31 protein-coding genes and 1 riboswitch are annotated in these 20443 nt (G+C 64.3%); of the genes, 3 read left to right on the top strand and 28 right to left on the bottom strand.

From position 1 onward, the window contains the following. Positions 1–4: 4 nt before the first annotated feature. From secY to EGY25_RS12750, 25 genes are all read right to left on the bottom strand, one after another. Positions 5–1384 carry a preprotein translocase subunit SecY gene (gene secY / locus EGY25_RS12870; RefSeq protein ID WP_135195337.1) on the bottom strand — a complete coding sequence of 460 codons (1380 nt, stop codon included), beginning with the start codon at positions 1382–1384 and terminating at the stop codon, positions 5–7. Positions 1385–1511: 127 nt separating this feature from the next. Next, positions 1512–2105 (bottom strand): 50S ribosomal protein L15, encoded by a 594-nt coding sequence (gene rplO / locus EGY25_RS12865; protein ID WP_135195336.1) that lies wholly within the window; start codon positions 2103–2105, stop codon positions 1512–1514. A 262-nt stretch (positions 2106–2367) separates the two neighbouring features. Next, positions 2368–2571: a 50S ribosomal protein L30 gene (gene rpmD, locus EGY25_RS12860; RefSeq protein ID WP_135195335.1), complete on the bottom strand. Its 204-nt coding sequence runs from the start codon at positions 2569–2571 to the stop codon at positions 2368–2370. 2 nt (positions 2572–2573) lie between these two features. Then, on the bottom strand, positions 2574–3182 hold the full coding sequence (gene rpsE / locus EGY25_RS12855) for a 30S ribosomal protein S5 (RefSeq protein ID WP_135195334.1): 609 nt from the start codon (positions 3180–3182) through the stop codon (positions 2574–2576). 12 nt (positions 3183–3194) lie between these two features. Continuing rightward, positions 3195–3551: a 50S ribosomal protein L18 gene (rplR, locus tag EGY25_RS12850; protein ID WP_135195333.1), complete on the bottom strand. Its 357-nt coding sequence runs from the start codon at positions 3549–3551 to the stop codon at positions 3195–3197. Positions 3552–3554: 3 nt separating this feature from the next. After that, positions 3555–4088 (bottom strand): 50S ribosomal protein L6, encoded by a 534-nt coding sequence (gene rplF, locus EGY25_RS12845; protein ID WP_135195332.1) that lies wholly within the window; start codon positions 4086–4088, stop codon positions 3555–3557. A 1-nt stretch (position 4089) separates the two neighbouring features. Further along, positions 4090–4488, bottom strand: a complete 399-nt coding sequence (rpsH, locus tag EGY25_RS12840; RefSeq protein ID WP_135195331.1) for a 30S ribosomal protein S8 — start codon at positions 4486–4488, stop codon at positions 4090–4092. A 15-nt stretch (positions 4489–4503) separates the two neighbouring features. Continuing rightward, on the bottom strand, positions 4504–4809 hold the full coding sequence (gene rpsN / locus EGY25_RS12835; RefSeq protein ID WP_135195330.1) for a 30S ribosomal protein S14: 306 nt from the start codon (positions 4807–4809) through the stop codon (positions 4504–4506). A 19-nt stretch (positions 4810–4828) separates the two neighbouring features. After that, positions 4829–5389, bottom strand: a complete 561-nt coding sequence (rplE, locus tag EGY25_RS12830) for a 50S ribosomal protein L5 (RefSeq protein ID WP_135195329.1) — start codon at positions 5387–5389, stop codon at positions 4829–4831. Then, a complete protein-coding gene (gene rplX / locus EGY25_RS12825; RefSeq protein WP_135195328.1) occupies positions 5389–5697 on the bottom strand; it encodes a 50S ribosomal protein L24 in 309 nt (102 codons plus the stop codon). The genes rplE and rplX overlap by 1 nt, the downstream gene beginning before the upstream one ends. A gap of 1 nt (position 5698) precedes the next feature. Then, positions 5699–6067 carry a 50S ribosomal protein L14 gene (rplN, locus tag EGY25_RS12820; protein WP_003164378.1) on the bottom strand — a complete coding sequence of 123 codons (369 nt, stop codon included), beginning with the start codon at positions 6065–6067 and terminating at the stop codon, positions 5699–5701. A gap of 18 nt (positions 6068–6085) precedes the next feature. Beyond that, a complete protein-coding gene (gene rpsQ / locus EGY25_RS12815; protein ID WP_008262472.1) occupies positions 6086–6328 on the bottom strand; it encodes a 30S ribosomal protein S17 in 243 nt (80 codons plus the stop codon). A gap of 10 nt (positions 6329–6338) precedes the next feature. Then, positions 6339–6536 carry a 50S ribosomal protein L29 gene (gene rpmC / locus EGY25_RS12810; RefSeq protein WP_135195327.1) on the bottom strand — a complete coding sequence of 66 codons (198 nt, stop codon included), beginning with the start codon at positions 6534–6536 and terminating at the stop codon, positions 6339–6341. Further along, positions 6536–6976 carry a 50S ribosomal protein L16 gene (rplP, locus tag EGY25_RS12805; RefSeq protein WP_087119314.1) on the bottom strand — a complete coding sequence of 147 codons (441 nt, stop codon included), beginning with the start codon at positions 6974–6976 and terminating at the stop codon, positions 6536–6538. Before rplP ends, rpmC begins: the two co-directional genes overlap by 1 nt. A gap of 3 nt (positions 6977–6979) precedes the next feature. Beyond that, entirely contained in the window at positions 6980–7735 is a 756-nt protein-coding gene (rpsC, locus tag EGY25_RS12800; protein WP_135195326.1) for a 30S ribosomal protein S3, read from the bottom strand. Then, entirely contained in the window at positions 7735–8115 is a 381-nt protein-coding gene (gene rplV / locus EGY25_RS12795; RefSeq protein WP_135195325.1) for a 50S ribosomal protein L22, read from the bottom strand. Before rplV ends, rpsC begins: the two co-directional genes overlap by 1 nt. A gap of 3 nt (positions 8116–8118) precedes the next feature. Then, positions 8119–8397, bottom strand: a complete 279-nt coding sequence (gene rpsS, locus EGY25_RS12790) for a 30S ribosomal protein S19 (RefSeq protein ID WP_135195324.1) — start codon at positions 8395–8397, stop codon at positions 8119–8121. Between the two features lie 2 nt (positions 8398–8399). Beyond that, entirely contained in the window at positions 8400–9236 is an 837-nt protein-coding gene (rplB, locus tag EGY25_RS12785) for a 50S ribosomal protein L2 (RefSeq protein ID WP_135195323.1), read from the bottom strand. Between the two features lie 4 nt (positions 9237–9240). After that, entirely contained in the window at positions 9241–9543 is a 303-nt protein-coding gene (locus EGY25_RS12780) for a 50S ribosomal protein L23 (RefSeq protein ID WP_135195322.1), read from the bottom strand. After that, positions 9543–10181, bottom strand: coding sequence for a 50S ribosomal protein L4 (gene rplD, locus EGY25_RS12775; RefSeq protein ID WP_135195321.1), 639 nt, complete (start codon positions 10179–10181; stop codon positions 9543–9545). The genes EGY25_RS12780 and rplD overlap by 1 nt, the downstream gene beginning before the upstream one ends. Continuing rightward, on the bottom strand, positions 10181–10930 hold the full coding sequence (gene rplC, locus EGY25_RS12770) for a 50S ribosomal protein L3 (protein ID WP_135195320.1): 750 nt from the start codon (positions 10928–10930) through the stop codon (positions 10181–10183). The genes rplD and rplC overlap by 1 nt, the downstream gene beginning before the upstream one ends. A gap of 21 nt (positions 10931–10951) precedes the next feature. After that, complete coding sequence (gene rpsJ, locus EGY25_RS12765) at positions 10952–11257, bottom strand: 30S ribosomal protein S10 (RefSeq protein WP_105563630.1); 306 nt, start codon at positions 11255–11257, stop codon at positions 10952–10954. A gap of 295 nt (positions 11258–11552) precedes the next feature. Further along, positions 11553–12317, bottom strand: a complete 765-nt coding sequence (locus tag EGY25_RS12760; protein WP_245159461.1) for an acyl-CoA thioesterase — start codon at positions 12315–12317, stop codon at positions 11553–11555. A gap of 118 nt (positions 12318–12435) precedes the next feature. Beyond that, positions 12436–13464, bottom strand: a complete 1029-nt coding sequence (locus tag EGY25_RS12755; RefSeq protein WP_135195319.1) for a methionine synthase — start codon at positions 13462–13464, stop codon at positions 12436–12438. Positions 13465–13492: 28 nt separating this feature from the next. Further along, a complete protein-coding gene (locus EGY25_RS12750; protein WP_135195318.1) occupies positions 13493–14482 on the bottom strand; it encodes a DUF1852 domain-containing protein in 990 nt (329 codons plus the stop codon). A 108-nt stretch (positions 14483–14590) separates the two neighbouring features. Next, a riboswitch (cobalamin riboswitch) is annotated at positions 14591–14793 on the bottom strand. A gap of 250 nt (positions 14794–15043) precedes the next feature. On the opposite strand from EGY25_RS12750, the gene EGY25_RS12745 reads away from it, so the two are divergent. Continuing rightward, positions 15044–15802, top strand: a complete 759-nt coding sequence (locus EGY25_RS12745) for a hypothetical protein (RefSeq protein ID WP_135195317.1) — start codon at positions 15044–15046, stop codon at positions 15800–15802. Between the two features lie 156 nt (positions 15803–15958). Here the strand turns inward: EGY25_RS12745 and EGY25_RS12740 are convergent, their stop codons facing one another. The 3 genes from EGY25_RS12740 to EGY25_RS12730 form a co-directional block, all read right to left on the bottom strand. Next, complete coding sequence (locus EGY25_RS12740) at positions 15959–16846, bottom strand: GIN domain-containing protein (protein ID WP_135195316.1); 888 nt, start codon at positions 16844–16846, stop codon at positions 15959–15961. A gap of 98 nt (positions 16847–16944) precedes the next feature. Further along, positions 16945–17859: a transcriptional regulator gene (locus EGY25_RS12735; protein ID WP_135195315.1), complete on the bottom strand. Its 915-nt coding sequence runs from the start codon at positions 17857–17859 to the stop codon at positions 16945–16947. Positions 17860–17873: 14 nt separating this feature from the next. Further along, entirely contained in the window at positions 17874–19034 is a 1161-nt protein-coding gene (locus EGY25_RS12730) for a GNAT family N-acetyltransferase (protein WP_135195314.1), read from the bottom strand. Between the two features lie 151 nt (positions 19035–19185). Between EGY25_RS12730 and EGY25_RS16585 the strand changes: the two genes are divergently transcribed. Together EGY25_RS16585 and EGY25_RS12725 are read left to right on the top strand one after the other, a co-directional pair. Continuing rightward, entirely contained in the window at positions 19186–19347 is a 162-nt protein-coding gene (locus EGY25_RS16585) for a hypothetical protein (protein ID WP_167762547.1), read from the top strand. Between the two features lie 37 nt (positions 19348–19384). Continuing rightward, positions 19385–20443 (top strand): L,D-transpeptidase family protein, encoded by a 1059-nt coding sequence (locus tag EGY25_RS12725; RefSeq protein ID WP_135195313.1) that lies wholly within the window; start codon positions 19385–19387, stop codon positions 20441–20443.

Raw genomic sequence — 20443 nt, 5'->3', positions numbered from 1 at the left:
AGACCTAGCGGCGCACGGGCGTGGGCGCGCCACGACCGCCACGACCGCGCAGCTTCGCCTTCTTGATCAGGCCTTCGTACTGGTGCGCCAGCAGTTGGGACTGAATCTGCGCTACAGTGTCCATCGTGACCGACACGACAATCAAGATAGACGTTCCGCCAAAGTAGAGGCTGTTGCCCATCTGGGCGACCAGGAACTCCGGCAGCAGGCAGACGGCGGTGATGTAGGCCGCGCCGATCACGGTCAGGCGGGTCAGGACATAGTCCAGATATTCCGCCGTGCGCTTGCCCGGACGAATGCCCGGCAGGAAGCCGCCGTATTTGCGCAGGTTCTCTGCCGTGTCCTCGGGGTTGAAGGTGATCGAGGTGTAGAAGAAGCAGAAGAAGACGATCAGGGCGGCATACAGCGCCATGAACAGCGGCTGGCCGTGCGTCAGCTGCGCCGTCACCAGCGGCAGCCAGCTCATCCAGCTGGGCAGGTCGGCGTTGGCCGTCATGGTCGCCACCGTCGTCGGCAGCATCAGCAGCGACGAGGCGAAGATCGGCGGGATCACGCCTGCAGTATTGACCTTCAGTGGCAGGAATGAGCGCTCGCCCCCGGCCATGCGGTTGCCTTCCTGACGCTTCGGATACTGGATCAGAAGACGGCGCTGGGCGCGTTCCATGAAGACGATGAAGACCACGGTCGCCACCGCCAGCACGGCGATGAACAACAGGGCGAAGGCCGACATCTGGCCTTGCTGAGCCAGGCCCAGCAAGCGGGCGATCGTGGACGGCAGGACCGCCACGATACCGGCGAAGATGATCAGCGAGATGCCGTTGCCGACGCCCCGCGCCGTCACCTGCTCACCCAGCCACATCAGGAACATGGTGCCGCCGGTCAGGGTCACGACCGTCGAGGCGATGAAGAAGATGCCCGGATTGTCGACCAGGCCGGCCGTGCTGTTCAGACCCGCCGCGATGCCGAAGGACTGGGCCAGCGCCAGGAACACCGTCAGATAGCGGGTGTACTGGTTCAGCTGCTTGCGGCCGCTTTCGCCGCCTTCCTTCTTCAGCTTCTCCCAGGGGGGATACACGGTGCCCATCAGCTGCACGATGATCGAGGCCGAGATGTACGGCATCACGTTCAGCGCGAAGATGGCCATACGCTCGACGGCGCCGCCCGAGAACATGTTGAACATGTCCAGGATGCCGCGCTGACCCGACGGGTCCTGGAAGAACTGCAGGAAGGCCTGCGAGTTGATGCCCGGAATCGGCACATACGTCCCGATCCGATAGACCAGGAGCGCGCCCAGCGTGAACAGCAGGCGCTTGTGCAGCTCGGTCGCTTTCGCGAACGAGCCCATGTTCATATTGGCGGCGAGTTGTTCTGCGGCCGAAGCCATTATGCGTCCCCACGACTGATTGAGTCGTCAGATAGGCGAGAAGCGGCGCTCTTGCGAGGCCGCTTCCGTTCTTTCGTCGCTGCGATGTGTTCAGGCCACGGCCCAATCAGCCGCAACGACGCGTTGATCAGGCTTTGGCGGCGGCGCGCTTGGTGCGGGCCGAGATCTTGTTCTCGTCGCCCAGGCGTGCCTTGGCGGGCGGAACCTTGCCCTTAGCCAGATTGCGCTTCTCGACGCGGGCAGCGGCCTTGGCTTCGGCGGCGATGCGCTCTTGCACGACCGAACCGCCAGCGGCTTCGATGGCCTTGATAGCGCCCGAGGTGGCCGACCAGACAACCAGGTTCAGGGCTTGCTTCAGCTCGCCGGTGCCCAGCAGACGCACGCCGTCCTTGACGCGACGGATCACGCCGGCGGCGACCAGGGCGTCGCCCTTCAGTTCCGACTTGGCGTCCAGCTTGCCGGCGTCGATGGCGTCTTGCAGGCGCCACAGGTTCACTTCGGCCAGCTTCAGAGCATTGGCGTTGTTGAAGCCACGCTTAGGCATACGCATGTACAGCGGCATTTGGCCGCCTTCGAAGCCGCCGATGGCGACGCCCGAACGCGACTTCTGACCCTTGACGCCACGGCCAGCGGTCTTGCCCTTGCCCGAACCGGGGCCACGGCCGACACGCATGCGCTTCTTGTGCGCGCCTTCGTTGTCGCGGATTTCGTTCAGTTTCATATGCCTGATCCTTTCGGGTGCTAGCGCCCGGACCATTGATCCGGACTCGGCGTTCTAAGTTTGTCGTCTCCCTCCCCCACGGGGGAGGGTGGTCGGCGAAGCCGACCGGGTGGGAACGGCTCGGCGAGCCAGTCCCGGATATCTCAAGGTCGGGCGCTATAGCGGCTCCCCGAACAGCAGTAAAGGCGACTCTTGCCGAGCCGCCCCCACCTGGTCGCTTGCGCGACCGGCCCTCCCCCGAGGGGGAGGGAGAGTCTTTGTCTTACTTTTCGACGATCTCGGTCAGGTGAGCGACCTTGGCGATCATCCCCCGAACCGAAGGCGTGTCTTCCAGGGTCGATTCACGACCCAGGCGGTTCAGACCCAAGCCCACCAGGGTGGCGCGCTGGTCGTTCTTGCGGCGGATCGGCGAACCGGTCTGCTTGACGGTGACGGTCTTGGCGTCGGTCTTCTTGGACGGGGCCATGATTAGGACTCCACAGCTTCGGGCGTCGAAGCGCCGTCGTTGCGACGGCCCATCAGATCCGCGACCTTCTTGCCGCGCTTGGACGCGACTTGACGGGGCGAGGACTGGACCTTCAGCGCTTCGAACGTCGCGCGGATCATGTTGTAGGGGTTCGACGAACCGGTCGACTTGCCCACGACGTCCTGGACGCCGAGGGTTTCGAGCACGGCGCGCATCGGACCACCTGCGATGACGCCGGTCCCGGGAGGGGCAGCGCGCATCATGATCTTGCCGGCGCCCCAACGGCCGTTGCCGTCGTGGTGCAGGGTGCGGTTCTCGCGAAGAGGAACGCGGATCATGGTCTTCTTGGCTTCTTCGGTCGCCTTGCGGATGGCTTCCGGCACTTCACGCGCCTTGCCGTGACCGAAGCCGACGCGACCCTTGCCGTCGCCGACGACCATCAGGGCTGCGAACGAGAAACGACGGCCGCCTTTGACGGTGGCAGCGACGCGGTTGATGTGGACCAGTTTCTCGACGATGTCCGAATCCGGACCATCGGCTTGGGGGCCATTGCGGTTGTCACGACGGTTGCGGTCGTTACCGCCGCCGCCACGTTGGGGTTGATGCGCCATCTGTCGCGTCCCTTAGAAGTTCAGGCCGGCTTCACGCGCGGCTTCCGCCAGCGCCTTCACCCGTCCGTGATAGATGTACTCGCCACGGTCGAAGACGACGTCCTTGACGCCCTTCTCGATGGCGCGTTCGGCGATCAGCTTGCCGATTGCGGCGGCCGCAGCCGTGTCCGAACCGCGCTTGCCCTTGCCGCCTTCCAGCGACGAGGCAGACGCGACGGTCACGCCTTGGGCGTCGTCGATGATCTGGGCCGAGATGTTCTTGTCCGAACGGCTGACCGACAGACGAAGGCGACCGTTGGCGACAGCCTTCAGGCGGCGACGAGTGCGCTCCGAGCGGCGCTTGGCTTGTTGTCGAAGAGAAAGAGCCATGACTTACTTCTTCTTGCCTTCCTTGCGACGGACCTTCTCGCCCGCGTAACGGACGCCCTTGCCCTTGTAGGGCTCCGGCGGACGCAGCTTGCGGATGACCGCGGCGATCTGACCGACGGCTTGCTTGTCAGCGCCCGAGACCTTGATCTCGGTTTGCTTCGGCACTGCGAAGCTGACGCCGGCCGGCGGAGCGATATCGACTTCATGCGAGAAGCCGAGTTGCAGCGAAAGGGCGTCGCCCTTCATGGCGGCGCGGTAACCCACGCCGACCAGCTCCAAAGACTTTTCGAAGCCGGAGGTGACGCCGACGACCATGTTGTCGACCAGGGTGCGCGACAGGCCCCACATCGCACGACCGCGTTGCGTGTCCGACCGCAGACCCAGCGACAGGTCGTCGCCTTCCTGGGTGACTTCGATTTCTTCGGCGACGGTCCAGGAGCTCTCGCCCTTGGGGCCCTTCACGGTGACTTTCTGGCCGTCGAGCGTGACAGTCACGCCCTTCGGCACAGCGATGGTTTTCTTGCCAATACGGGACATATCAGTAGACCCTGCAGAGGACTTCGCCGCCGACGTTAGCGTCGCGGGCGGAGGCGTCGGACATGACGCCCTTCGAAGTCGAGAGGATCGAGATGCCGAGGCCGTTCTTGATCGGCTTCAGATCGCCGATCGCCGAATAGACGCGGCGGCCCGGCTTGGACACGCGAGCGATCTCGGCGATGACGGGCTGACCGTCGAAGTACTTCAGCTCGATCTCGAACTGCGGAAACTCACCCGGGTTCTGAACCAGGTTGTAGCCGCGGATGTAGCCTTCGTCCTGCAGCACGTCGAGGACGCGCTGGCGCAGACGAGAAGCGGGGGTCAGCACCTTGGAACGCTTGCGGGTCGCCGCGTTCTTGATGCGAGCGATCATGTCGCTCAGGGGATCGTTGATCATCATGTCTGTTCGCTCCCCTTACCAGCTGGATTTCGTCAGGCCAGGGATCTGGCCCTGGTTACCGAGTTCACGCAGCGCAATCCGGCTCATTTTGAGCTTGCGATAGAACGCCCGCGGACGACCCGTCACTTCGCAACGGTTGCGAATGCGGCTCGGCGCGGAGTTGCGCGGCAGTTCAGCCAGCTTCAGGCGCGCGTCGAAGCGCTCCTCCAGCGGCAGGTTTTCATCGTTGGCGGTCGCCTTCAGGGCGGCCCGCTTCGCGGCATACTTCGCAACCAGGGCCTTGACGGCTTCGTTACGGTTTACGGCGCTTTTCTTAGCCATTGTGCTCTTCCCTTCCCGCTCAGTTCTTCACGAACGGGAACTTGAACTCGGTGAGGAGAGCCTTGGCTTCCTCATCGGTCTTGGCCGTGGTGCAGACGACAATGTCCATGCCCCACATCTGATCGATCTGGTCGTAGTTGATCTCCGGGAACACGATGTGTTCCTTCAGACCCGTGGCGTAGTTGCCGCGACCATCGAAGGACGTGCCCTTCAGACCACGGAAATCCTTCACGCGCGGCAGCGCGATCGTGATGAACCGGTCCAGGAACTCGTACATCTGTTCGCCGCGCAGCGTGACCTTGCCGCCGATGACCATGCCTTCGCGCAGCTTGAAGCCGGCGATGGAGTTACGGGCCTTGGTGGCGACGGCCTTCTGACCGGCGATGGCCGTCAGATCCTTGAGGGCGGTGTTCGCCTTCTTGGAGTCCGCGACAGCTTCACCGATGCCCATGTTCAGGACGATCTTGTCCAGCTTGGGCACCTGCATTTCGTTCGTGTAGCCGAACTTTTCCTTCATCACCTGGCGGATGCGAGCGTGATACTCGACCTTGAGGCGCGGAGCGTACTTTTCGGTAGCCATCAGATGACGTCTCCCGTCGTCTTGGCGATGCGGACCTTGGTGTCCCCATCAATCTTGAAGCCGACGCGGGTCGCCTTGCCGTTGGCGTCGGCGATCGCGACGTTCGACAGGTGAAGCGAGGCTTCCTTGTTCTTGATACCGCCCTGCGGGTCAGCCTGGCTCGGGCGCGTGTGGCGCTGAACCATGTTGCAGCCTTCGACGAGGACGCGGTTTTCGGTAGGCAGGACCTTCAGCACGTTGCCCGTGCGGCCCTTGTCCTTGCCGGTGAGGACGACGACGCGGTCGCCCTTCTTGATCTTGGCGGCCATGTTACAGGACCTCCGGAGCCAGCGAGATGATCTTCATGTGGTTCTTGGCGCGCAGTTCACGAGGAACAGGGCCGAAGATCCGCGTGCCGACGGGCTCGTTCTGCTTGTTGACGATGACGGCGGCCGACTTGTCAAAACGAATGACCGAGCCGTCCTTGCGTTGGATGTCCTTGGCGGTGCGCACGACGATGGCGCGAACGACGTCGCCCTTCTTCACGCGGCCGCGGGGGATGGCTTCCTTCACGGAGGCGACGATTGTGTCGCCGATCGAGGCGTAGCGGCGCTTGGAGCCGCCCAACACCTTGATGCACATGACCCGGCGGGCGCCCGAATTATCGGCCACTTCCAGGTTAGTTTGCATCTGGATCATAAGATCAGATCCTTCTGATTACGAGGCCGAGGCGTTGGAAAGGACTTCCCAGCGCTTCAGTTTGGATTTCGGGGCGCACTCGACGATGCGAGCGATGTCGCCGACTTTGAGCGCGTTGGCTTCGTCGTGCGCGTGATACTTCTTCGAAAGACGAACGATCTTTTTCAGAACGGGGTGAAGCAGCGTGCGCTCCACCTTCACGACGACGGTCTTTTCGCCCTTGTCGGACACGACCACGCCTTCAAGAATTCGCTTGGGCATATTCGTTTCCTTACGAGGCCGCACGCTGCTCGCGCAGAAGCGTCGAGATGCGTGCGATGTCTTTGCGGACTTCACCAACGCGGTGAGTCTTTTCCATTTGGCCGGTGGCCGCCTGGAAGCGCAGGTTGAACTGTTCCTTCTTGAGCTTCAGCAGCTCGTCGGACAGTTGGTCGGTCGTTTGCGACCGCAAGTCGGCGATCTTGGTCATCAGGCGGCTACCTCGACATGAGCGACGCCGGCGTCGATGCGGGTCACCACCTTGGTGCGGACCGGCAGCTTGGCTGCGCCGAGACGGAGCGCTTCGCGGGCGACATCGTCCGGAACGCCGTCGATTTCAAACAGGATACGGCCCGGGTGGCAGCGTGCGGCCCAATGGTCCACGGCGCCCTTGCCCTTACCCATCCGGACTTCGGCCGGCTTGCCCGTGACGGGCAGGTCGGGGAAGACGCGGATCCAGACGCGGCCCTGACGCTTCATCTGGCGAGTGATCGCGCGGCGAGCCGCTTCGATCTGACGCGCAGTGATGCGTTCCGGCTCCAGCGTCTTCAGGCCATACGACCCGAAGTTCAGCGAGAAGCCACCCTTGGCCGAGCCATGGATGCGGCCCTTGAAGGCCTTGCGGTACTTGGTCTTCTTCGGTTGCAACATGACTTAGTTCTCACGCCCCCGGTCGCGACGCGGACCGCGGTCGCCACGGGGGCCGCCGCGTTCGCGGCCTTCGTTCGAGGACGGACCCGAAGCTTCCTGGGCCCAACGCTTGTCCTGCGCCATGGGATCGTGCTCCAGCACTTCACCCTTAAAGACCCAGACCTTCACGCCGATGATGCCGTAGGTCGTCTTGGCTTCATAGAAGCCATAGTCGATGTCGGCGCGCAGCGTGTGAAGCGGCACGCGACCTTCGCGATACCATTCCATACGTGCGATTTCCGCACCGCCCAGACGACCAGCGACATTCATACGAATGCCCTTGGCGCCGAGACGCATCGCCGACTGCATCGAACGCTTCATGGCGCGACGGAAGGCCACGCGGCGTTCCAGTTGTTGCGCGATGTTTTCAGCGATCAGCTGCGCATCGGTTTCCGGCTTGCGGACTTCGATGATGTTCAGGTGAACTTCACCTTCGGTGCGCGCCGAGATGTCCTTGCGGAGCTTCTCGATGTCAGCGCCCTTCTTACCGATCACGACACCCGGACGGGCGGCGTAGATGGTGATGCGGCACTTCTTGTGAGGGCGCTCGATGATGATGCGCGACACACCGGCGGCGCCCAGACGTTCCCGCAGCCACTCGCGCAGCTTCAGGTCCTGGTGCAGCAGGCGGGAGTAGTCGGCGCCGGCGGCGAACCAACGGCTGTCCCACGTACGGTTCACGCCGAGGCGCAGACCGATCGGATTGATTTTCTGACCCATCAGGCGGCCTCGCCGGCTTCACGGACCACGATGGTGATCTCGCTGAACGGTTTCAGGATGCGCGACGAACGACCACGAGCACGGCTCGCGAAACGCTTCATCACCAGGTTCTTGCCCACATAGGCCTCGGCGACGATCAGGTTGTCGATGTCGAGGTTGTGGTTGTTCTCGGCGTTCGAGATCGCCGAATACAGGACCTTGCGGACGTCGGTCGCGATACGCTTACGGCTGAATTCCAGCTCGTTCAGCGCCTTCTGGACCGGCATGCCGCGGATCGATGCGGCGACCAGGCCCAGCTTTTGCGGGCTGATGCGTACGTTGACCAGCTTTGCGCGGGCCTCTGTCGGGGCGACCCGACGCTCATTTTTTGTCTGGGCCATCAGTTACTTCCTTTTGGCCTTCTTGTCCGCCGCGTGACCCGGGAAACTCCGGGTCGGGGCGAACTCGCCGAGCTTCATGCCGACCATCTCTTCCGAGACCGACACGGGCACATGCTTCTGACCGTTATGGACGCCGAACGTCAGACCGACGAACTGCGGCAGGATGGTGGAGCGGCGCGACCAGGTCTTGATCACGTCCTTGCGGCCCGACGTTTGAACGGCGTCGGCCTTCTTGAGCAGATACCCGTCGACAAACGGGCCTTTCCAGGAGGAGCGGGCCATTCTTAGCGAGCCTTCTTAACGTGGCGGGTACGGATGATGTACTTGTCCGTAGCCTTGTTCTTACGGGTACGGGTGCCCTTGGTGTCCTTGCCCCACGGCGTAACCGGGGTACGACCACCAGAGGTCCGGCCTTCACCACCACCGTGCGGGTGGTCGATCGGGTTCATGGCGACGCCGCGAACGTGCGGGCGGAAGCCCATGTGACGCTTGCGACCGGCCTTGCCCAGGTTCTGGTTCATGTGGTCGGGGTTCGAAACCGCGCCCACCGTGGCGATGCAGCCGTCCAGGACCATGCGCAGTTCGCCCGAGCCGAGACGGATCTGGGCGTAGCCCTGATCGCGACCCACCAGCTGGGCGTAGGCGCCGGCCGAGCGAGCCAGCTGAGCGCCCTTGCCCGGCTTCATTTCGATGTTGTGGATGATCGTACCCACCGGCATCGAACGGAGCGGCATGGCGTTGCCCGGCTTCACGTCGGTCTTTTCGCCCGCGATCACCGTGTCGCCGGCCTTAAGGCGTTGCGGCGCGATGATGTAGGTCTTCTCGCCGTCTTCGTAGGTCACGAGGGCGATGAAGGCCGTGCGGTTCGGATCGTATTCCAGACGCTCGACCGTGCCGACCATGTCCCACTTACGACGCTTGAAGTCGATCCGGCGGTAGAGGGTCTTGGCGCCGCCGCCACGGAAGCGGACCGCGATGCGACCGCCCTGCCCGCGTCCGCCCGACTTGGTCAGGCCTTCGGTCAGCGACTTTTCCGGACGGCCCTTGTGGAGCTCCGAACGGTCGACCAGCACGAGGGCGCGACGGCCCGGCGAGGTCGGATTGTAATGTTTCAAGGCCATCTGATCAGAGCCCCGTGGTGACGTCGATCGACTGGCCGTCGGCCAGCGTCACGATCGCTTTTTTGATGTCGACCCGGCGACCCAGGATACCCCGGAAGCGCTTGGTCTTGCCCTTTTGAACCAGGGTGTTGACCTTCAGGACGTTGACTTTGAACAGGCTTTCGACCGCCGCAGCGATCTCGTCCTTGGTCGACGTGTCGGCGACGCGGAAGACGACCTTGTTCTGCTCGGACAGGATCGTCGCTTTCTCGGTGATGATCGGCGAGAGGATCGTGTCGTAGTGTTTGGCGGTAGGTTGAGCGGCCATTACGCGGCTTCCTTATCGCTGAAGCGAGCTTCGATCGCTTCGATGGCGGCCTTGGTCAGCACCAGCTTGTCAGCCCGCAGGATGTCATAGACGTTCAGGCCGGCGTTCGGCAGCACGTCGATGTGCGGGATGTTGCGTGCGGCCAGGCCGAAGTTCGTGTCGACTTCGGGACCCGCGATGATGAGAGCCTTGGTCCAGCCCAGCTTGCCGAGCGTCTCGCGCAGCGAAGCGGTCTTGGCTTCCTTGACGGAGACGGTGTCGACGATGATCAGGTCGCCCGACTTGACCTTGGAAGACAGGGCGTGACGCAGGGCCAGCGCGCGAATCTTCTTCGGCAGCGAGAAGCCGTGATCGCGAACGATCGGACCAAAGGCGCGCGAACCACCAACGAACTGCGGTGCACGGCGCGAACCGTGACGAGCGCCGCCGGTGCCCTTTTGCTTGTACATCTTCTTGCCCGTACGAGAGTTCTCGTTGCGGGTTTGGACCTTGTGCGTACCGGCGCGGCGCTTGGCCAGTTGCCAGTTGACGGTGCGGGCCAGGATGTCGCCGCGGATGTCGGAGATGCCGAAGACGGCGTCCGACAGTTCCACGTCGCCAGCAGCCTTGCCGTCGAGTTGGATGACAGAGAGTTTCATTACGCTTCACCGCCTTCGGTCGCTTCGACGGGGGCTTCTTCAGCCGGGGTCGAGGCGGGTTGAGCAGCAGACTTGCTCGACTTCAGCGCACCGGGGAACGGAGCGTCGGCCGGGCGAGCCTTCTTGATGGCGTCGCGAACCTTGACGTAGCTGCCGTCGTGACCGGGGACAGCGCCCTTGATCAGGATCAGGCCACGCTCGGCGTCCACGCGGACGACGGTCAGGTTCTGGGTGGTGACGGTTTCCGTGCCGTAATGGCCGGCCATCTTCTTGCCGGGGAACGTGCGACCCGGGTCCTGACGGTTACCCGTCGAACCGTGCGAACGGTGCGAGACCGAAACGCCGTGGGTGGCGCGAAGGCCGCCGAAGTTCCAGCGCTTCATGGCGCCGGCGAAACCCTTACCGATAGTCTCGCCCTGGATGTCGACCTTCTGGCCTACCAGGAAGTGTTCAGCCGACAGTTCGGCGCCCACGTCCAGCAGACCGCCCGCATCGACGCGGAACTCGGTCACATAGGCTTTCGGTTCGACTTCCGCCTTGGCGAAGGTCTCGCGTTGAGCCTTGTTGGTGTTCTTGGCCTTCTTCGTGCCAGCACCCAGCTGGAGGGCGACGTAACCGTCACGCTCCTGGGTACGTTGGCCGACGACTTGGCAGCCGTCGAGCTGGAGCACAGTGACCGGTACGTGCGCGCCGTCATCGGCGAACACGCGGGTCATGCCCAGCTTCTTGGCGATCACGCCCGTGCGCATCGGATCCCGCCTCTTTCTACTTTAAATCTTGATCTCGACGTCCACACCGGCGGACAGGTCGAGCTTCATGAGCGCGTCCACGGTCTGCGGGGTGGGGTCGATGATGTCGAGCACGCGTTTGTGCGTGCGGATTTCAAACTGCTCACGCGACTTCTTATCGACGTGCGGCGAGCGGTTCACGGTGAACTTTTCGATCAGGGTCGGCAACGGAATCGGACCGCGAACGGTCGCGCCGGTGCGCTTGGCTGTATTGACGATCTCGCGCGTCGAGAAATCGAGGACGCGGTGATCAAAGGCCTTGAGCCTGATGCGGATGCTTTGATCCATATCGGTGCTTACTTCCAATGCGGTCGGAGGACCGCGTCCCTGTGAACTATTTCAAAGACCGAAGGCCTTCGGGCAAAAAGCCCTCAGGGAACGCAAATCCGCAAAAACGATCGGCCCACGCAGTTACCCGCGAAGGCCGCTGAAGTCCCAAGAAGCTGCAAAGAACAGTGACTTAGGTCGTTCCTGCGGACCGCGTTTGCAGCGAACTGCACAGCCGGTCCAACAAGAGTGGTGGCTTATGCCTACCGATTCTGATTTCGTCAAGCGCGCAAACCCGTGCTGACACAGGATTTCGTCAGGCGATCTCCAGCGGCGACACCAACCTGGAAATCGGCCTGGGCCGCCCGGCTTCGTCCACCGCCACCATGACGAACTCGGCCGCTGCAGACCGCCGCCGTTCGCCTGTCAGCAGCCCCTCGGCCCACAGTTCGACCTCTATGGTCACCGAGGTCCGACCGATCTTTGTCGCGCGCGACGCCAGTTCGATCATGTCCCCTTCTCTTATGGGAGAGGAGAAGTCGACGCGGTTCGACGCCGCCATGACCATGACGGCCCTGGCCTTGCGCGTGGCGCAGATGAAAGCCGCCTTGCCCATCAGCTTGAGCGCGTCGCCGCCGTAGAGGGTGCCGTAGTGATTGGTCCAGGTCGGAAAGACCATCTCCACCGCCCTCAGCCAGTCGTCGTCCACGGGCGTGTCTTCCTGCGGAGGCGCTAGGTCGCCCTGCCCCGCCTCTCGCGGCGCGACCATATTAAAGACGCCTCGCGTGCATAGCCGCCGTTCGCCGCTGACCGGCGCCTCGGCCCATAGCTCGACCTCGACGCCCATGGACGTGCGGCCAACGCGCACGACCTTGCCCGTCGCCTCGACCATCTCCCCGATCCGGGCCGGTGCGGCGAAGTCGATCCGCTCGCACCCGGCCGTCACGGTCGGCCGCCGCGCATGACGCGCAGCGGCCAGGAAGGCGACCTTGTCCAGATGCGCCAGACCGACGCCCCCGAACAAAGTGCCGTGGTGATTGGCGTCCCCAGGGAACACCATGTCGATCAGGCGGACAGTCATTGATGGGCGATTTCCATAGGCGTGTTGGTCAGCGAGCCAGCGTTCTTAGTCTTTTGGGTATTCCTCGGTACGCATATCGCGCCGGTGCGGAGTCGATTCAGAATAGTGTTCATTGAGTTCAGGCCGACAGTTCTTTTCGGATGATCTCGGCGCCGGCGCCCAAGGCCTTCAGCTTGCCGTTGGCGACCCGGCGCGACAGGGGCGCCATGCCGCAGTTGGTGGCGGGATACAGCTTGTCGGCGTCCACGAACTGGAGCGCCTTCCTCAGGGTGTCGGCGACTTCCTCGGGAGTCTCGATCACGTCGGTCGCTACGTCTATGGCTCCGACCATAACCTTCTTGCCCCGGATCAATTCGATCAGGTCCATCGGCACGCGCGAGTTCCGAGCCTCCAGCGAAATGATGTCGATGCTGGAGGTTTGCAGCTTGGGAAAAGCCTCCTCATACTGGCGCCACTCCGAGCCCAGGGTCTTCTTCCAGTCGGTGTTGGCCTTGATGCCGTAGCCGTAGCAGATGTGGACGGCCGTCTCGCATTTCAGCCCCTCGGCCGCCTTTTCGAGTGTGGCGACGCCCCAATCGTTCACCTCGTCGAAGAAGACGTTGAAGGCGGGTTCGTCGAACTGAACGATGTCGACGCCGGCGGCTTCCAATTCGCGGGCTTCCTCGTTGAGAATTTTGGCGAACTCCCATGCCAGCTTCTCGCGTCTGCCGTAGTGGTCGTCGTAGAGGGTATCGATCATCGTCATCGGCCCAGGAAGAGCCCATTTGATCGGCTGGTCAGTTTGGGCCCGCAGGAACTTCGCGTCCTCCACGAACACAGACTTCGGACGGCTGACGGCTCCCACGACCACCGGCACGCTGGCGTCGTAGCGGTTGCGGATTCGCATGGTCTTGCGGTTCTCGAAGTCCACGCCGTCGAGATGCTCGATGAAGGTGGTGACGAAATGCTGGCGGGTCTGTTCGCCATCGCTGACGATGTCGATGCCGGCACGGCGCTGGTCGTCTAGAGACAGGCGCAGGGCGTCCTGCTTGGCCTCGACCAGTTCGTCGCCTTCCAGCTTCCAGGGCGACCATAGGGTCTCGGGCTGGGCCAGCCAGACGGGTTTGGGCAGACTGCCGGCGGTCGAGGTGGGGAGCATGGTTTTCATGAGCAATGACTTTGAAGTGCTGGACTGATCAGGCGGCGGCGAAGTTGGCGGACCATTGGTCGAGCACGGCGCGGTAGGGCTTGATGAAGCGCTCCTCGACGAAACGGCCCTGCTCGACGGCCAAGCGGCTGCGCTCCTCGCGGTCGTAGACGATGCGGGTCAGCGAATAGTCCTGGGCCTTCAGGCTCGGCTGATACTGCTCTGTCGCCGGGGAGTTGGCGTTGTAGATTTCGGGGCGATATATCTTCTGGAAGGTCTCCATCGTCGCGATGGTGCTGACCAACTCCAGATCGGTGTAGTCGCCGGTCAGGTCGCCGATGTGGTAGAAGGCGAACGGCGCGACGCTGCCCTTGGGCATGAAGTAGCGGACCTTCATTCCCATCTTCGCGAAATACCGATCGGTCGGAGAGAACTCTTCGTTCGCGTATTCAAGACCGAGCACGGGGTGCTCGGCGCCCGTGCGATGGTAGGTCTTGTTGCTCGACACGCTCAGGCAGATGACCGGCGGCTTGGCGAAGTTGTCCTGATAGGCGCGCGACCCCAGGAAGTGCCTGAACAGCTTGCCGTGCAGGTCGCCGAAGTCGTCCGGCGCACCCGCATTCGGGTGGGCCTTCATGTGCTCAGGCAGGACCACGCTGAAGTCGTAGTCGCGGACGTAGGAGGAGAAGTTGTTCCCCACGATGCCGTCGATGCGTGCGCCTGTTTGTTGATCGACGATCGTCGTCTGCAGGATCTCGATCAGGGGGAAAGCGTCGGTGTTTTCGGTCCCAGAGAAGCTCATCTCTACGGAGACGATCTGGAGCTCTAGCGCATAGCGGTCGCCCCGGGGATTGTCCCGCCAGGCCAGCGAGTTGAACCGGTTGTCCATCATCCGAAGGGTGCTGCGCAGGTTCTCCTGGCGGCTCTCCCCTCGCGCCAAGTTGGCGAAGTTGGTGGTGATCCGCGTGTTCTCGGCGGGACGATAGTCCTCGTCGAGCGCGGTGCGCTTGATCCTGAAAGTGAAATCGCTGCTGACCATGCTCTCTGCCGTTGATGCTGTGGCGAGACAGCGGACAGGAACGCGCGACCGCTCGCGCGCGGTCGTTCCGTCGCGGCGTTCATGCGGCCTGACCGGGCACCCCGCCGGAGGACGTTATCTGTCGGGGCAGGTCTCCTGGCTCACGGGTCGACGCCTCGGGCCCGGCCTTCCCGGCGCGAACGCCAGTGACACGAGATGGACCCTCGACTCGCCGCTTACAGTTGCGGGGGCAGCGCCGGTTTCACACCGGCTTCCCTCTTAGCTCCACGCGCTCCGAAGATCGCGTGCAGACCACGACGCAGTCAGATGACAGCAAGGCACGGCTCACGTCAATAGACATAAGGATATGCTTATATGTTTATGCGATTGGCGCTGTTAACCGCTTGCCCCATGAAGCACGCCGAACTGACACATTCCAACCACAAGGCGTGACCGATCCGCCACACGACAGTTTCAAGACATTTATGTAACGGCGGTTTATTGCTCAGCTTCGACACATCCTGATAGCAGCCGCCCTCCCTGGACCCCCATCCGGGCACAGACTGCTAAGGACAAAAGAAAATGAAGACGATCCTCCTCGCCTCGGCCGCCGCCGCCACTCTGTTCGCCGCTCCGGCCTTCGCTCAAGACGCCGTCGGCTCGGTCGGCGTCGCCTACAACCATTCCAAGATCGAAGTTCCCGGCGCTGACGCCGACCTGGACGGCGCCACCGTCGCCGGCGTCGTCGCCACCCCCGCCTTCGGCGACTGGACCGCGACCTTCAACGCCGCCGGAACCTATTCGGACTACGACTTCGGCGACGAGACCACCCTGTCGGGCGCCGTCCACCTGACCAAGGCCATCGAAGACATGCGTTTCGGCGGTTTCGTCGGCGCTGAAGAAATCGCCGGTGGCGACACGCTGATGACCTTCGGCGCCGAAGGCCAGAAGTACTTCCAGCAAGCCACGCTGACCGGCGTCGTGTCGTACGGCGCCGTCGATGACGCAGACCTGTGGACCGTTGGTGGTGAAGCCGCCTTCTACGCGACGCCCGCCCTGCGTCTGGCCGCTCGCGCCTCCTATTCGGACGTGGACTTCGCTGGCGTCAGCACCGACGGCTGGTCGGCCGGCGTCGGCGCCGAATACGCCTTCGCTGCAACGCCTTACAGCGTCTTCGCCGGCTATGACCGCGCTGAGCTGGAAGATGCCGATCTGACGATCGACTCCTTCGAAGTCGGCGTTCGCTACAACTTCGGTGGCGATCTGCAATCGCGCGACCGCGCCGGCGCCACCCTGGGCCGCAACCTGGGCAGCATCACCAAGCTGTTCGGCCTGCGTTGATCCTCGACGCCTGATCCAAGACGAAGAGCCCCGGCGGAGCGATCCGCCGGGGCTTTTTCTTGGCTGACGCCCCGCACGAAAAAGACCCCCGGGGTTCCACGACCGGGGGCCCTTCCTCTCGCGGGGGCCCTTCCTCTCGCGGCGGAGAAACGGGTCTTAGCGCCCGATATGCAGGGTTCCCGATCCGACGACAGAGCGAGACACCGATCCGGTGGCCGAGGCGACGCGGACGCTGCCCGACCCGGCGATGGCGACATCCAGATCACGCGTCGCACCGCCAAAGCGGACATCGCCCGAGCCGCCGATGGCGACCGACAGCTTGTCCATCCGGCCCTGACGCACGTTCACCCCGCCCGAGCCGCCGATCGACAGCTCGCCCCGGCCGTTGGCGCTGGCCACGTCCACATTGCCCGAGCCGCCGACGGCTGCCTTCAGATTGCCGGTCGGTCCTGCCGCGACGGAGCCGGAGCCGCCGACACTGGCATCCAGCGAACGCGACGTGCCCGCGCGGATCGCCCCCGACCCGCCAAGGCCCAGTTCCAGATCGCCGTCCACATTGGCGACGTTCCAGTTGCCGCAACCGCCGTTGTCCAACTCGACCGACCGCGCGCCACGTCCGACCGAACCGAACACGGCGCCGCTGGCGCTGACATCGACGGTGCGAGGGGTGCGCACCACGATCAGCGGCGCGTCTTCCAGACGGATCCGCCCCAGGTCGCGCACCTCGACCGTCGCCCCCTGCCCTGGCTGGGCGGCATCCGAACGTCCCGAGTTGCAGCTGCGGATGCCGTCGTTACCGCCCCACATGCCGTTGCGACGAAGGCCGCCGTCGATCTTCACGTCGCCGCCTTCGCGACGGACCTGGATGGCCGGCAGGCGCGTCTGGCCCTGCGTGACCTCGACGCCGATGTCGTTGCGGTCCTCGACGATGACGACAACGCGCGCCACGGCGTTGCGGATTTCGACCTCGGCGGCCGAGGCGGGCGCGGCGGCCAGTCCCGTCAGTGTGGCGACAGCGGCGGCGGCGATCAGTGCGGTCTTCATGTGCGGCTTCCCTTTCCCGAATGTTAGGAGAAGGTGCGCGCCGCCCGCGCCGAAGTCATTTTAACTCGGGGTCATGAACTCGAATTAACGCGCCGTGTTCAGGATGGGCGCCCAATGACGCCCGCCCCATCCGCCGCCCCGACCTCGGGTTCGAAGTCGCGTTCGAAGTTCTCGATCTTGCTCTTCATCGCCCCCGACTTCTTCAGCGCCAGCGACGCGGCCCAGCGCGCGGCCAGCTCCGGCGTCGTCATGCCGTCGGTGAAGCGCGGCCGGCCGCCCCTGCTCCGTATAACCGCATTGGTGAACAGCGCCCCATTCCTGAACCGCGACGGCCAGGTCTGGAAATCCATCGACAGGCTGACGCAGAACCGGTCCAGATTCTCGACCCGGTGCGGCGCATACAGCGGCCAGGTCAGCGCCCGCCCCGGCTCCAGATCCATGACCTGGGCATCGTTCTCGAACGCCAGCGTATAGGGCAGTTCCTCGGTCGTCTGACGCGCCACCACCTGTTCCATATTGCGCTCGGGCAGATGCCCCTCGTCGCCCGGATAGACGAACAGCCGCTTGCGCCCGCGCAGGTGGAACAGCACCACCCCCGCCGCGTCGAAATGATAGGGCACCCGCGCCTTGGGCGACGACAGGATCAACTGCCCGGCATTCCGCACCGCCCGCATCCCCGGATAGGTCGCCTGGATCGCGGCGAAATCCTTCATGGCCGCCGCCCACAGCTCGGGCCAGCCGGTCTCGACCCCGCGCAGATTGACCCAAAGCCGACCCTGTTTGATCGCCTCCAGCAGCTCCTCGCCCGACAGCCGCCCGCGCGCGCCGGTGCGTAAGCTGACCTGCCCCTCGTCGTCATAGTCATACAGGTTGATGTCGAACAGCTCGGCCGGATAGCGATCCAGCACGGCCGCCAGCGCCGCGTCCTCGGCGAAGCCCTGATCGATCAACGTATGGGCATGCGTCTTCGCCTCGGCGATCGGCCCAGGATAGCGGGTGCGGCGTTCGGTCATGGCAACCATCTCCTTCAGACGTGGGCGACGCGCGCCGGCGTCTTCTTCTTGGCGGCGGCCTTCTGGACGGCGGATCGCGCCGCGACCGCAGCCCCCCTCAGCCGACCGACGGGCGTCGCTTCGCAGGCTTCGATGGTGGCCCAGCGTCGGCGCAGCGACGCACGCACCGCCTCGCCCCGTCCGCCCGCGCGGTTTAGCGCCGCCACCGTCACGTCGCCCAGCACCTGGGTCACGCCGGGCCGCATCACCACGGCCTCGCGCACCGTCTGGCGGGCGTTGACGAAATACTTCTTGTAGGTCTCGCCCTCGAATCCGAAGTCGAACACCCGGAACCCTTCGACCGCCGCCAGCCGCATCGTGTCCATGCTCAGCAGGATGCCCGGCGAACAGCGCGCCAGCGCCGGCTCATAGACCGGGAACCAGAAATGGTAGTGCCGCCCGGCGTGCAGCGAGAACTCCACCGCCACCAGCTTGTCGCCCGCATGCATCGCCGCCATCGAGGCGCCGAAGTCCGCGCGCGGCTCGCTCATCAGCGCGTGCAACAGATCCCGCGTCCAGCCGCAGGCGAAGATGTCGTGCAGGCCCGACCGCCGATACTGCGCCGCCTTCAGCGCGATCAGATGATCCAGCAGCGCCGGATCGCGCAAGCCCCGCTCCACCCGGATCGGCCCCAACTCGGCCTCCAGGCTGCGCCGCGCCCGTTCCTTGTCCTTGAAATATTTGCCGAAGGTCGAGCGCCGCTCGGCGTACCAGGCGTCATATCCCGGCTCGGGCATCATGACCTGCACCGTCTCACGCGCCTGCCCCGTCTCGCCGGCCCCGATCCAGCCGGGCACGTTCAGACGTTTGGCCTTCAACAGCCGCGCCACCTCTTCCAGCGTGATCGTCTCGCCCACGGGCGCGATGACGCCGTGATAGTCGTTCATCGGCGCGCCCAGCGGCTGCACCGCTCCGCCGCGCCGCTGATGCGGGAAGAAGCCGACGATCTCGCCGTCGCGCCGGAACACAGCGATCGCCGCGCCGGGACAGACCCGCGAGGCGATCTCGGCATATTCCCAGCGGAAATAGGGGCTGGCCAGCTCCGGATTGCCGTCCGTCCACGCACGCCACAGGGCGACGGCGGCGGCGTCCAGCGCCCCCGCGTCCATGATCTCGACCTGCAGCATTCCGGCCATACGCATCCTCATCGAACCCCGTGCAGCAAGGTCCATTCCAGACCGCACCCTGCACCACGCGCGTTTCATCAGGGTTCACCGGCATGGTGAACGCGCATTGACGGAGCCGCCTTGCCCCCTGCGCGTTGCCTTGATCCAAAGGGAGACGACCATGACCGACCAACGCCCCGACAGCAAAAGCGTCGAAAACGAAAACCTGCGCCCGGACGCAGACGGCGAACCTCCGCGCCCCGCCACCGAACCCAAGGGCTCGGAAGGCTCGTCCAACTCCGGCGAGACAGAAACCGATCCCGCCACAGGCGAACAGAACTGATATCGCCCACCTGTCCCGCCTGCCTCGAAAGTCCGAAATGAACCGATCCGCCTACGTCGCCGCCCTCGCCGTCTTGTCCCTGTCCGCCTGCTCGCCCAGGGAGGAAGAGGCCGCCAAGACCCCGGCGGTTGAGGTGGGCGCGACCGGCCCCCTCTCGCGCGACGCCATCGAGAACACCGCCTATACGCCGCCAGCCCAGCCGGCGGCCCAGGCCGGGCAGTCGCCTCAGCCCGACGCCGCTCAGGCCCAGGCTCAACCTGCCCTGGTCCGCGCCCAGGTTCTGCTCGAACGTGCCCGCTTCTCGCCCGGCGCCATCGACGGCTTGGCGGGCTCCAACATGCGTCAGGCCATTTCCGCCTTCCAGGAGGCGAACGCCATGACCGTGACCGGCGAACTCGACGCCGACGTGATGGGCAGATTGCGCGCCGCCGCCGGTCCGGGTGCGATCACCACCACCTACGCCATCACCCAGCAGGACATCGCCGGTCCCTATCTGGGCGTCGTTCCCACGGAGCTGCAGGCCCAGGGCCAGGCCGCGCACATGGGCTACGCCAACGTCGTCGAGGCCCTGGCCGAACGCTTCCATGTCACCGAGGCGCTGTTGCGCGCCATGAACCCCGGCGCCGACTTCAACCGTGTCGGTCAGGCGCTGCTGGTGCCGGCCGTCAACACCACGCCTCTGCCCGCCGACGTCGATCACATCGACATCGACAAGAGCGAAGGCTCGGTGAACGCCTTCGACGCCGACGGCAAGCTGATTGCCTATTTCCCCGCCACCATCGGCAGCGGCGACAACCCGACCCCGACCGGCACGGTCAAGGTCAACGGCGTCGCCCGAAACCCCGACTACACCTATGACCCGTCAAAGCTCAGCTATGGCGACAGCAAGGAAAAGGTCATCGTCAAACCCGGCCCGAACAATCCGGTCGGCGTGGTCTGGATCGATCTGAACAAGCCCAGCTACGGCATCCACGGCACGCCCGACCCGCACCTGGTCGGCAAGACCGCCTCGCATGGCTGCGTCCGCCTGACCAACTGGGACGCCTGGATGCTGGCCGACAAGGTCAAGCCCGGCGTCACGGTCCGCTTTATCTGA

This window comes from Brevundimonas intermedia (genome assembly GCF_004614235.1).
Classification (GTDB): domain Bacteria; phylum Pseudomonadota; class Alphaproteobacteria; order Caulobacterales; family Caulobacteraceae; genus Brevundimonas; species Brevundimonas intermedia_A.
The sequence above is the reverse complement of the archived record's forward strand: the minus strand, read 5'-3'. Positions and strand labels throughout refer to the sequence as shown.

What these genes read in the sequence shown, in the direction of transcription:
- EGY25_RS12760 (WP_245159461.1), bottom strand. Translation starts at nt 12,317, where the DNA reads ATGACTGTCCGCCTGATCGACATGGTGTTCCCTGGGGACGCCAATCAC.
- rpsC (WP_135195326.1), bottom strand. Translation starts at nt 7,735, where the DNA reads ATGGGTCAGAAAATCAATCCGATCGGTCTGCGCCTCGGCGTGAACCGT.
- rplN (WP_003164378.1), bottom strand. Translation starts at nt 6,067, where the DNA reads ATGATCCAGATGCAAACTAACCTGGAAGTGGCCGATAATTCGGGCGCC.
- rplC (WP_135195320.1), bottom strand. Translation starts at nt 10,930, where the DNA reads ATGCGCACGGGCGTGATCGCCAAGAAGCTGGGCATGACCCGCGTGTTC.
- rpsH (WP_135195331.1), bottom strand. Translation starts at nt 4,488, where the DNA reads ATGATGATCAACGATCCCCTGAGCGACATGATCGCTCGCATCAAGAAC.
- rplR (WP_135195333.1), bottom strand. Translation starts at nt 3,551, where the DNA reads ATGGCTCTTTCTCTTCGACAACAAGCCAAGCGCCGCTCGGAGCGCACT.
- rpsQ (WP_008262472.1), bottom strand. Translation starts at nt 6,328, where the DNA reads ATGCCCAAGCGAATTCTTGAAGGCGTGGTCGTGTCCGACAAGGGCGAA.
- EGY25_RS12735 (WP_135195315.1), bottom strand. Translation starts at nt 17,859, where the DNA reads ATGACCGAACGCCGCACCCGCTATCCTGGGCCGATCGCCGAGGCGAAG.
- EGY25_RS12740 (WP_135195316.1), bottom strand. Translation starts at nt 16,846, where the DNA reads ATGAAGACCGCACTGATCGCCGCCGCCGCTGTCGCCACACTGACGGGA.
- rpsS (WP_135195324.1), bottom strand. Translation starts at nt 8,397, where the DNA reads ATGGCCCGCTCCTCCTGGAAAGGCCCGTTTGTCGACGGGTATCTGCTC.
- rpsE (WP_135195334.1), bottom strand. Translation starts at nt 3,182, where the DNA reads ATGGCGCATCAACCCCAACGTGGCGGCGGCGGTAACGACCGCAACCGT.
- EGY25_RS12745 (WP_135195317.1), top strand. Translation starts at nt 15,044, where the DNA reads ATGAAGACGATCCTCCTCGCCTCGGCCGCCGCCGCCACTCTGTTCGCC.
- rpmC (WP_135195327.1), bottom strand. Translation starts at nt 6,536, where the DNA reads ATGACCAAGATCGCCGACTTGCGGTCGCAAACGACCGACCAACTGTCC.
- rplV (WP_135195325.1), bottom strand. Translation starts at nt 8,115, where the DNA reads ATGGCCCAGACAAAAAATGAGCGTCGGGTCGCCCCGACAGAGGCCCGC.
- rplO (WP_135195336.1), bottom strand. Translation starts at nt 2,105, where the DNA reads ATGAAACTGAACGAAATCCGCGACAACGAAGGCGCGCACAAGAAGCGC.
- EGY25_RS12755 (WP_135195319.1), bottom strand. Translation starts at nt 13,464, where the DNA reads ATGAAAACCATGCTCCCCACCTCGACCGCCGGCAGTCTGCCCAAACCC.
- rplB (WP_135195323.1), bottom strand. Translation starts at nt 9,236, where the DNA reads ATGGCCTTGAAACATTACAATCCGACCTCGCCGGGCCGTCGCGCCCTC.
- secY (WP_135195337.1), bottom strand. Translation starts at nt 1,384, where the DNA reads ATGGCTTCGGCCGCAGAACAACTCGCCGCCAATATGAACATGGGCTCG.
- rplD (WP_135195321.1), bottom strand. Translation starts at nt 10,181, where the DNA reads ATGAAACTCTCTGTCATCCAACTCGACGGCAAGGCTGCTGGCGACGTG.
- EGY25_RS16585 (WP_167762547.1), top strand. Translation starts at nt 19,186, where the DNA reads ATGACCGACCAACGCCCCGACAGCAAAAGCGTCGAAAACGAAAACCTG.
- rpmD (WP_135195335.1), bottom strand. Translation starts at nt 2,571, where the DNA reads ATGGCCCCGTCCAAGAAGACCGACGCCAAGACCGTCACCGTCAAGCAG.
- EGY25_RS12730 (WP_135195314.1), bottom strand. Translation starts at nt 19,034, where the DNA reads ATGGCCGGAATGCTGCAGGTCGAGATCATGGACGCGGGGGCGCTGGAC.
- EGY25_RS12780 (WP_135195322.1), bottom strand. Translation starts at nt 9,543, where the DNA reads ATGGCCGCTCAACCTACCGCCAAACACTACGACACGATCCTCTCGCCG.
- rplX (WP_135195328.1), bottom strand. Translation starts at nt 5,697, where the DNA reads ATGGCCGCCAAGATCAAGAAGGGCGACCGCGTCGTCGTCCTCACCGGC.
- rplF (WP_135195332.1), bottom strand. Translation starts at nt 4,088, where the DNA reads ATGTCCCGTATTGGCAAGAAAACCATCGCTGTGCCGAAGGGCGTGACT.
- rplP (WP_087119314.1), bottom strand. Translation starts at nt 6,976, where the DNA reads ATGTTGCAACCGAAGAAGACCAAGTACCGCAAGGCCTTCAAGGGCCGC.
- rpsJ (WP_105563630.1), bottom strand. Translation starts at nt 11,257, where the DNA reads ATGGATCAAAGCATCCGCATCAGGCTCAAGGCCTTTGATCACCGCGTC.
- rpsN (WP_135195330.1), bottom strand. Translation starts at nt 4,809, where the DNA reads ATGGCTAAGAAAAGCGCCGTAAACCGTAACGAAGCCGTCAAGGCCCTG.
- EGY25_RS12750 (WP_135195318.1), bottom strand. Translation starts at nt 14,482, where the DNA reads ATGGTCAGCAGCGATTTCACTTTCAGGATCAAGCGCACCGCGCTCGAC.
- rplE (WP_135195329.1), bottom strand. Translation starts at nt 5,389, where the DNA reads ATGGCTACCGAAAAGTACGCTCCGCGCCTCAAGGTCGAGTATCACGCT.
- EGY25_RS12725 (WP_135195313.1), top strand. Translation starts at nt 19,385, where the DNA reads ATGAACCGATCCGCCTACGTCGCCGCCCTCGCCGTCTTGTCCCTGTCC.